Consider the following 2,097-nt stretch of genomic DNA (forward strand, 5'->3'; position numbering starts at 1 on the left):
GGTCGGAATAAATTACGACTCGTCAATCCGGATTGTATTCTCGGTTGCTGATTATGCCCAGTCTCCACTTATAGAATACGCCGTGATGCTCGATGGCATCGATTCCGACTGGAGCATGCCTATGCGTGAGAATCATGTCAACTACAGGAATCTTCCTCCGGGAAATTATACTTTCAAGGTGCGGGCGCGTCTCCCCAACGAGAAATGGAGCGATGTGAACATGGCGTCGATGGGCATCAAAGTTAATCCGCCGTTGTGGAACACATGGTGGGCGCGGATTGTTTATCTGATGATTTTTATTGTCGGAATCTGGATATGGGTCAAATATTATAAAAGAAAGGTAAACAGGCGCTCCGCACTTGAAATCGAGAAGAAGAAGGGTGCTGATGAGAAGGAGCTCAACGAGGAACGTCTCAGATTCTACACGAATATCACCCACGAGCTGCGCACGCCCCTCACCCTGATTCTCGGACCCCTCGAAGACCTCGTGACGGATAACGGGACTCCGCAGAATGTAAGGGAGAAAATCAGAATAATTCATGCCAGCACATTGCGTCTGCTCAATCTTATAAACCAGATTCTTGAGTTCCGCAAGACGGAGACGCAGAACCGCAAGCTGTGTGTCAGCCGGCGGAATCTTGCGGAACATATCATGGAAATCGGTTTGAGGTACAAGGAGCTTAACCGCAACGGAAAGGTGGACTACGTCCTGGATGTGCCTGCGGAAGAAAACGACATCTACTTTGATCCGGAGGTCATATCTACAATCATGAACAATCTCCTCAGCAACGCTATGAAATACACTCCCGACGGGAAGATCGAGATTTCATTGCGTCATGTCGAGGACAACGGTATCCGTTATGCCTGCATCTCTGTGGCGGATACCGGATATGGTATCGAGCCGGAAGCTCTGCCGCATATTTTCGACAGGTATTATCAGGCAAAAGGGAAGCACCAGGCATCTGGAACAGGAATTGGTCTGGCACTTGTCAAATCGCTTTCGGACCTTCACGGTGCGATACTTGAGGTTGAAAGTATGCCCGGCAAGGGAACAGTCTTCACACTCAGGCTTGTGGAAGACAATACATATCCGGATGCTCTCCACAATGACTCCGAAAGTGAGTCTGACGCAAATGCCGTTCCGGAAGGAGAGCTCCCTCTGGCGGATTCCCGTGCGCTGGTGCTCGTGGTCGAAGACAATGCCGACATCCGGGAGTATATAGCAGGCGCGCTTGGAAAGACATACAGGGTTATCGAGGCGGAAAACGGCAAGGAGGGTTATGATGCGGCAGTCAGCAATAATCCCGACATTATAATCACAGACCTTATGATGCCGGTGATGGACGGTCTTGAACTTCTTTCAAGAATAAAAGGAGACATAAGCACGAGCCATATTCCTGTAGTGCTGCTCACCGCAAGGGATTCCTTGCACGACAAAGAGCGCGGTTACGAATGCGGGGCGGACTCTTATCTCACCAAACCATTCTCCGCAAAGATGCTTAACAGCCGCATCCACAATATACTCACCATGCGGAGGCAGCTTGCCGAAAGGCTGACTGTATCATCCTCCATCGTGAAATCGGACACGGATATTGCTCCCCGGATTTCTTCCGAATCACCGACTCTTCCGGAAATGAAGCTTGGCAAGTTCGACAAGGCTTTTCTGGAGAAATTCACCGCGCTTGTCGAGGATAATCTGACGGCGCCGGATCTGGATATGACCTTCATGCAGGAGAATCTCAATATGAGTCATTCCACATTGTATCGCAAGATCAAAGGGCTTACCGGAATGTCTGGAAATGAGTTTATACGGAAACTGCGGTTGAAGCATGTGGTGGGTATGCTTGCGGAGGGAGCTTCGGTTTCAGATGCTGCCTATGAAAGCGGCTTCAACGATATCNGATATTTCAGAAATTGCTTCAAAGACGAATATGGCGTTTCACCTTCGGTTTATGCCAAGAGACTGAGAAGCAAAAGTGAAAATTCGGGAAATACCCCCCCCCCATTTGAAATTATAGTATTGATTATCAATGATATAGTGCACAATATGGCTGATATTGTGATATTGAAAGTGAAATCGGACTAATAACATTATAT

The 2,097-nt window shown here is 48.4% G+C and carries 1 protein-coding gene; it reads left to right on the forward strand.

All coding sequences use genetic code 11. The annotated features are described in order from the left end of the window. The coding region (locus JX312_RS12715; protein WP_204458283.1) for an ATP-binding protein at positions 1 to 2,086 on the forward strand (2,086 nt) is incomplete at its 5' end. Positions 2,087 to 2,097: the final 11 nt, after the last annotated feature.

It is taken from the genome of Barnesiella sp. CU968, assembly GCF_905219685.1.
In the GTDB taxonomy this organism is placed as follows: Bacteria; Bacteroidota; Bacteroidia; order Bacteroidales; family Muribaculaceae; genus Lepagella; species Lepagella muris_A.